We start from the raw sequence: 5,970 nt of genomic DNA on the forward strand, positions 1-5,970 counted from the left end.
CCCCCTCCCCCTCTCCCCCTTCGGGGGAGGGGGCGGGGGGTGGGTTCGGGGGTGGGGGGAGTACGACAGGCCCAGCTGCCGCGCCGGAGGGCGAAACGACCGGCGCACCCGCGGCCGTGGCGGGCGGAACCCCCATGCGTCGCCTCGGCAGCGGCGGGCGCGACGACGGCACGCAACCTCAACGGTGGAACAGCGACATCCGCACCGTCGGCAGTGAGCTCGGAGCGCCGCGCGCACGCTCAGCAGACGTGCGTGGCGAAGCGCTGTACGACCTCGGTGAGGACCTCTGTGCCGTCGCGCGCCCACAAGGCCGGGTTGAAGATCTCGACCTCGATGGGGCCCCGGTAGCCGGTCGCGTCCACCTGCTGCCGGAACCGCCGCAGATCGACCGAGCCGTCGCCCAACTGTCCACGCCCCAGCAGGACACCCGCGGGCAGCGGTGTGATCCAGTCGGCGAGCTGGAAGGCGGCGAGGCGCGATGCGGCGCCTCCGGTACCGCCCACGCCGCCGGTACCGCCCGCGCCGCCCGTACCACCGGCGCGGGCGATCTGCGTGTCCACCGTGTCGTCCCACCACAGGTGGTAGGTGTCCACGACCACGCCCACCTGCTCCGCGGGGAAGCGTTCGGCGAGGTCGAGGGCCTGGGCGAGGGTGGAGACCACGCACCGGTCCGCGGCGTACATCGGGTGCAGGGGTTCCAGGGCCAGCCGTACTCCCCGCTCGGCGGCGTACGGGGCCAACTCGGCGAGCGCGTCGGCGATCCGCTCCCGGGCGCCCGCCAGGTCGCGGCTGGCGGGCGGCAGTCCGCCGGAGACCAGGACCAGGGTGGCGGTGCCGAGGACCGCGGCCTCCTCGATGGCGGCCCGGTTGTCCGCCAGGGCGGCGCGGTGCTCCCCGGGTTCCTCGGCGGTGAAGAACCCGCCCCGGCACAGGCTGGTGACCGCGATCCCGGCGTTCCGTACGAGCCGGGCAGCCGCGACGGTCCCGTATTGCCGCACCGGCGCGCGCCACAGGCCCACGCCCCGTACGCCCGCCCGTGCGCACCCGTCCACCAGCTCGGGCAGCGACCACTGCCGGACGGTCTCCTGATTGAGACTCAGGCGCGAGAGGAGGGCGGGGGTGGGGGCGGGGGCAGGGGTGAGGGCGGCGTCGGGGTGCGTGGCGTTCCCGCTTGTACCGACACCGCCCCTGCCACCCCTACCGCCCGCACCGCCCGTACCGCCCGTACCCATCGCCGCCGCCGCGCCGCCTGTCACGTCCCTTGCCCCGTACGTCGTGCCTCCGCCCCATATACGACCGTCGCCTCCTGCTCCTGCACCTGTTCTTGTCCCTGCCCCTGGTCCTGGTCCTGCTCGGGTGCGCCGTACACCGTCAGGAGGGTGCGCAGTCTGGTGGCGGCCAGTTCCGGGTCGGGGAACAGGCCGAGCCCGGCGGCCAGTTCGTACGCGCGGCGGAGGTGGGGCAGGGAGCGGGCGGACTGGAGGCCGCCGATCATGGTGAAGTGGCGCTGGTGGCCGGCGAGCCAGGCGAGCAGCACCACGCCGGTCTTGTAGTAGCGGGTGGGTGCCCGGAAGAGGTGGCGGGCGAGTGGCACGGTCGGGTCCAGGGTGGCGCGGAATCCGGCCGTGTCACCGGTGTCCAGGAGGTGGACGGCCCTGGCGGCCAGGGGTGCGAGCGGGTCGAAGACGCCGAGCAGGGCGTCGCTGAAGCCGTGGGCGTCGCCGGCGATCAGTTCGGGGTAGTGGAAGTCGTCGCCCGTATAGCAGCGCACGCCCTTCGGGAGGCGGCGGCGCAGTGCCACTTCCCGTGGGGCGTCCAGGAGGGAGACCTTGACGCCGTCCACTTTGGCGGGGTGGTCGGCGATGATGCGCAGGAGCGTCTCCGTGGCCGCGTCGAGGTTCGGGCTGCCCCAGTACCCCGTCAGCGCGGGGTCGAACATCGGGCCGAGCCAGTGCAGGATCACCGGGCGCGTGGTCTGGCGCAGCAGGTGCCCGTAGAGGTCGCGGTAGGTGTCCGGGCCGCCGTCGAGCGCGGCCAGTTGGCGGGAGGCCATCAGGATGGGCTGGGCGCCGGCGTCCTCGGCGAGGGCGAGCTGTTCCTCGTAGGCGGCGCGGACGTCCGTCAATGTGGCGCCGTGGGGCGGGAGTTGGTCGGTGCCGGTGCCGCACGCGATCCGGCCGCCGGTGGCCCTGGCCTCGGCGGCGGAGCGGCGGATCAGCTCGGCCGCGCTGCCCCAGTCCAGGCCCATGCCGCGCTGCGCGGTGTCCATCGCCTCGGCGACGCCCAGGCCGTGTGCCCAGAGGTGACGGCGGAAGGCGAGGGTGGCGTCCCAGTCCAGGGCGGCCGGGCCGTCCGGGGTGGTGTCGGCGTGCGGATCGGCGACCACGTGGGCGGCGGCGAAGACCGTGCGGGAGCGCGGCGGGGGCCGCCCGGTGGTGGTCGCGGCGGCCTCCGGGGCGGTCACCGGGTCAGCTCCGGTACGGGGAGCCGGCGGCCCTCCTTCGAGGAGCGCAGGCCCAGTTCGGCGAGCTGGACGCCGCGGGCGCCTGCCAGCAGGTCCCAGCGCCAGGGCTCGTCGCGCACCACATGGCGCAGGAAGAGCTCCCATTGGACCTTGAACGCATTGTCGAAGTCGGCGTTGTCCGGGACCTCTTGCCACTGTTCGCGGAAGGATCCCGCGGCCGTGTTGTCGGGGATGTCGGGATTCCAGACCGGTTTGGGGGTGCCGGCGCGGTGCTGGGCGCGGCAGCGGCGCAGTCCGGCGACGGCCGACCCTTCGGTGCCGTCCACCTGGAACTCCACCAGTTCGTCGCGGTGGACCCGTACCGCCCAGGAGGAGTTGATCTGGGCGATGATGCCGCCGTCCAGTTCGAAGATGCCGTAGGCGGCGTCGTCGGCGGTCGCCTCGTAGGGCGTGCCGGACTCGTCCCAGCGGTGCGGGATGTGCGTGGTGACCCGGGCCTGGACGGAGCGGACCGGGCCGAACAGCTCGTGCAGGACGTATTCCCAGTGGGGGAACATGTCGGCCGCGATACCGCCGCCGTCCTCGGTGCGGTAGTTCCAGGAGGGTCGCTGCGCCTGCTGCCAGTCGCCCTCGAAGACCCAGTAGCCGAACTCGCCCCGTACGGACAGGATGCGGCCGAAGAAGCCGCCGTCCACGAGGCGGCGCAGTTTGCGCAGTCCGGGCAGGAAGAGCTTGTCCTGGACGACGCCGTGTTTGACGCCGGCGGCGTCGGCCAGCCGGGCCAGCTCCAGTGCGCCCGCCAGGTCGGTGGCGGTGGGCTTCTCCACGTAGACGTGCTTTCCGGCGGCGATCGCTTTCTTCACGGCGTCGGTGCGGGCGGCGGTGATCTGCGCGTCGAAGTAGACGGCGATGGTGTCGTCGGCGAGTACGGCGTCGAGGTTGTCGCTCCAGTGCTCCAGACCGTGGCGTTCGGCGAGCGCCCGGACCTTGTGCTCGGAGCGGCCGACGAGGACCGGCTCCGGCCAGATCACCGTTCCGTCGCCCAGGTCGAGGCCGCCCTGGGCGCGCAGGGCGAGGAGGGAGCGGACCAGGTGCTGGTGGTGGCCCATGCGCCCGGTCACGCCGTTCATGGCGATGCGTACGGTCGTGCGTGTCACGGTCCGGCCCCTCTCGCTCGCGGCAGGTCGTTCGGTCGCGTGGATGCGTGGGTGGGGTGGGCGGCTGGCGGGCGCTTTCCGCCGCGGGTGAAGCTAGCCTGCGCGGCGCGGCAGGGACAAGAGGGCACCGGACCGGGAGCGGAGCGGCGGCGCCGGGTGCGGAAACAGCCGTGCGCGGAGCGGCGCAGGGGCGTACCCTTGACTCAGTCAAGCTTGACTGAGTCAAGGACGAGGGGGGTCGGCTATGACCGACGGGACGGCAACCAGTACCGCAACCAGTACGGCAACCACCGCGACATCCACCACGGCATCCGGCCCGGCGGCCGGCCCCGCCGTCCGCGAGCTGCGCAGATTCAACCGCTTCTACACCAACCTGATCGGCGCGCTGGACTACGGCCGCCATCTGTACACCCCGTACACCCTCACCGAGGCCCGGGTGCTCTACGAGGTCGCCAACCGGCCGGAGGTGGACGCCGCGGACCTGCGCGCCTCGCTGTCGCTGGACGCCGGGTATCTGAGCAGACTGCTGGGGAAGTTCGAGGACCGCGAGCTGATCACCCGCGGCAGATCGGACCGGGATCCGCGCCGGCAGCGCATCACCCTCACCGAGGGCGGCCGGGACGCGGCCGGGCTGCTGGAGGAGCGTTCGCAGGAAGCGGCGGGGTCGCTGCTGGAACGGCTCCCGGACGCGGACCGGGAGCGGTTGACGGCCTCGATGCGGACCATCCGCGCCCTGCTCGGCGAGGACGTCCGGCCCGGCGAGGAAGGTGCGGGGGCGGAAGGGGCGGGGGCGGACGGCACGCCGCAGGAGCGGAGCGCCGGGAGCGCGTCCGCGGTGACCCTGCGCACCACCCGGCCCGGCGACCTGGGCTGGATGGTGGAGCGCAACGCCGCGCTGTACGCCGCCGAGTACGGCTTCGATCTCCGCTACGAGGCGCTGGTGGCCCGGATCGTCGCGGAGTACGCGGAGGGCTTCGACCCGCGGTGGGACCGCACCTGGATAGCCGAGCTGGCCGGCGAGCGGGTCGGTGCGGTGATGTGCGTACGGGACGCGCGGCCGGGGGTGGCGCGGCTGCGGCTGCTGCTGGTGGAGCCCGGGGCGCGCGGGCACGGCGTGGGCCGCCAACTGGTCGACGCCTGCGTGGAGTTCGCCCGTGAGGCCGGGTACGGGGAGATGGTGCTGTGGACCAACTCCGTGCTGGGCGCGGCCCGGAGGATCTACCAGCAGGCCGGGTTCGAGCTGGCCGCCGAGGAGCCGCACCGCAGTTTCGGGCAGGACCTGGTCGGGCAGGACTGGCGACTGACGCTGGCGTAGCGGACGGCCGCCGCGGTTCGCCCGGCCGAGGCGGTGGCCGGGCCGGCCCAGCGGTCGACGCGGGAGGCGCGGCCGGCACGGGAGGCACGAGAGGCACGGGCGGCACGGGAGGCACGGGCGGCACGAGAGGCACGGGCGGTACGGGAGGCACGATGGGCGGCGGGGACGGCTCGGCGGCGGTGCGGTTCGCGTTCTCGACGCTGGGGGTGCCGGGGATGCCGGTGGCCGAGGTGCTGCGGCTGGCGACCGGTGCCGGATATCAGGGGGTGGAGCTGCGGGCGCACCCCGAGGAGCCGGTGCATCCGCTGCTCGGCATGCGGGAACGGGCCGCGGTGCGCGGGCGGTTCGCGGACGCGGGGGTGGCGGTCCTGGCCGTCGCCGGGTACGCCCGGGTCGCGGCGGACGTACGGGGCGCCGCGGGCGAGGCCGAGTTGGCGCGGGAGCTGTCCGAACTGGTGCTGCTCGCCGCCGATCTGGGGGCGCCGTATGTGCGGGTCTTCCCGGGTGGCGGCGGGCGCCCGGCGGAGGCGGCCCGCGCGGATGCGGTCCGGCGGCTGCGGGCGGTGGCGCCGCTCGCCGCGGAGCGCGGGGTGCGAGTGCTGCTGGAGACCCACGACTCGCATCGCACCGGGGCGTCGGCCGCCCGGATTCTGGGCGCGGTGGGGCGGCGGCAGGCCGGGGCGCTGTGGGACGTCCTGCACAGCTGGCTCGCCGGGGAGGCGCCCGCCGAGACGTATGCCGCGCTGGCGCCGTATCTGGGGTATGTGCAGGTCAAGGACGTCGCCTCGGCGGACGATCTGACGCCGCTCGCGCTGGGGGCGGGGGTGCTGCCGCTGCCCGCCGTGGTGGCGGCGCTCGGCCGGGAGGCCGGCGGCTGGCTCTGCTGGGAGTACGAGCGGCGCTGGTATCCGCGGGCGGCCGGGTTCCCCGGCCTGCTGGCCCGGGGCCGCGAGCATCTGGAGCGGCTGCTGGACGGGGCCGGCGGCCGGCCCGGCGCCGGCGCTCCGGCGGGCGGCTGACCCGGGGCGCGCCCG

At 74.7% G+C, this 5,970-nt stretch carries 5 protein-coding genes; 2 read left to right on the top strand and 3 right to left on the bottom strand.

What is annotated here, in order from left to right:
- Window positions 1-239: 239 nt before the first annotated feature.
- From IEZ17_RS30705 to IEZ17_RS30715, 3 genes are read right to left on the bottom strand one after another with little or no spacing between them, the layout of a single operon-like run.
- Window positions 240-1,256 (bottom strand): sugar phosphate isomerase/epimerase family protein, encoded by a 1,017-nt coding sequence (locus IEZ17_RS30705; RefSeq protein ID WP_229852816.1) that lies wholly within the window; start codon window positions 1,254-1,256, stop codon window positions 240-242.
- On the bottom strand, window positions 1,253-2,464 hold the full coding sequence (locus tag IEZ17_RS30710) for a dihydrodipicolinate synthase family protein (protein WP_189305864.1): 1,212 nt from the start codon (window positions 2,462-2,464) through the stop codon (window positions 1,253-1,255). Before IEZ17_RS30710 ends, IEZ17_RS30705 begins: the two co-directional genes overlap by 4 nt.
- Window positions 2,461-3,621, bottom strand: a complete 1,161-nt coding sequence (locus tag IEZ17_RS30715) for a Gfo/Idh/MocA family protein (protein ID WP_189305866.1) — start codon at window positions 3,619-3,621, stop codon at window positions 2,461-2,463. The genes IEZ17_RS30710 and IEZ17_RS30715 overlap by 4 nt, the downstream gene beginning before the upstream one ends.
- A 244-nt stretch (window positions 3,622-3,865) precedes the next feature.
- Here IEZ17_RS30715 and IEZ17_RS30720 point away from each other — a divergent pair, with 244 nt between their 5' ends.
- Window positions 3,866-4,936, top strand: a complete 1,071-nt coding sequence (locus IEZ17_RS30720) for a bifunctional helix-turn-helix transcriptional regulator/GNAT family N-acetyltransferase (RefSeq protein ID WP_189305868.1) — start codon at window positions 3,866-3,868, stop codon at window positions 4,934-4,936.
- A gap of 152 nt (window positions 4,937-5,088) precedes the next feature.
- Window positions 5,089-5,955, top strand: a complete 867-nt coding sequence (locus IEZ17_RS30725; protein ID WP_189305870.1) for a sugar phosphate isomerase/epimerase family protein — start codon at window positions 5,089-5,091, stop codon at window positions 5,953-5,955.
- Window positions 5,956-5,970 lie beyond the last annotated feature (15 nt).

It is taken from the genome of Streptomyces albospinus (genome assembly GCF_014648695.1).
In the GTDB taxonomy this organism is placed as follows: domain Bacteria; phylum Actinomycetota; class Actinomycetes; order Streptomycetales; family Streptomycetaceae; genus Streptomyces; species Streptomyces albospinus.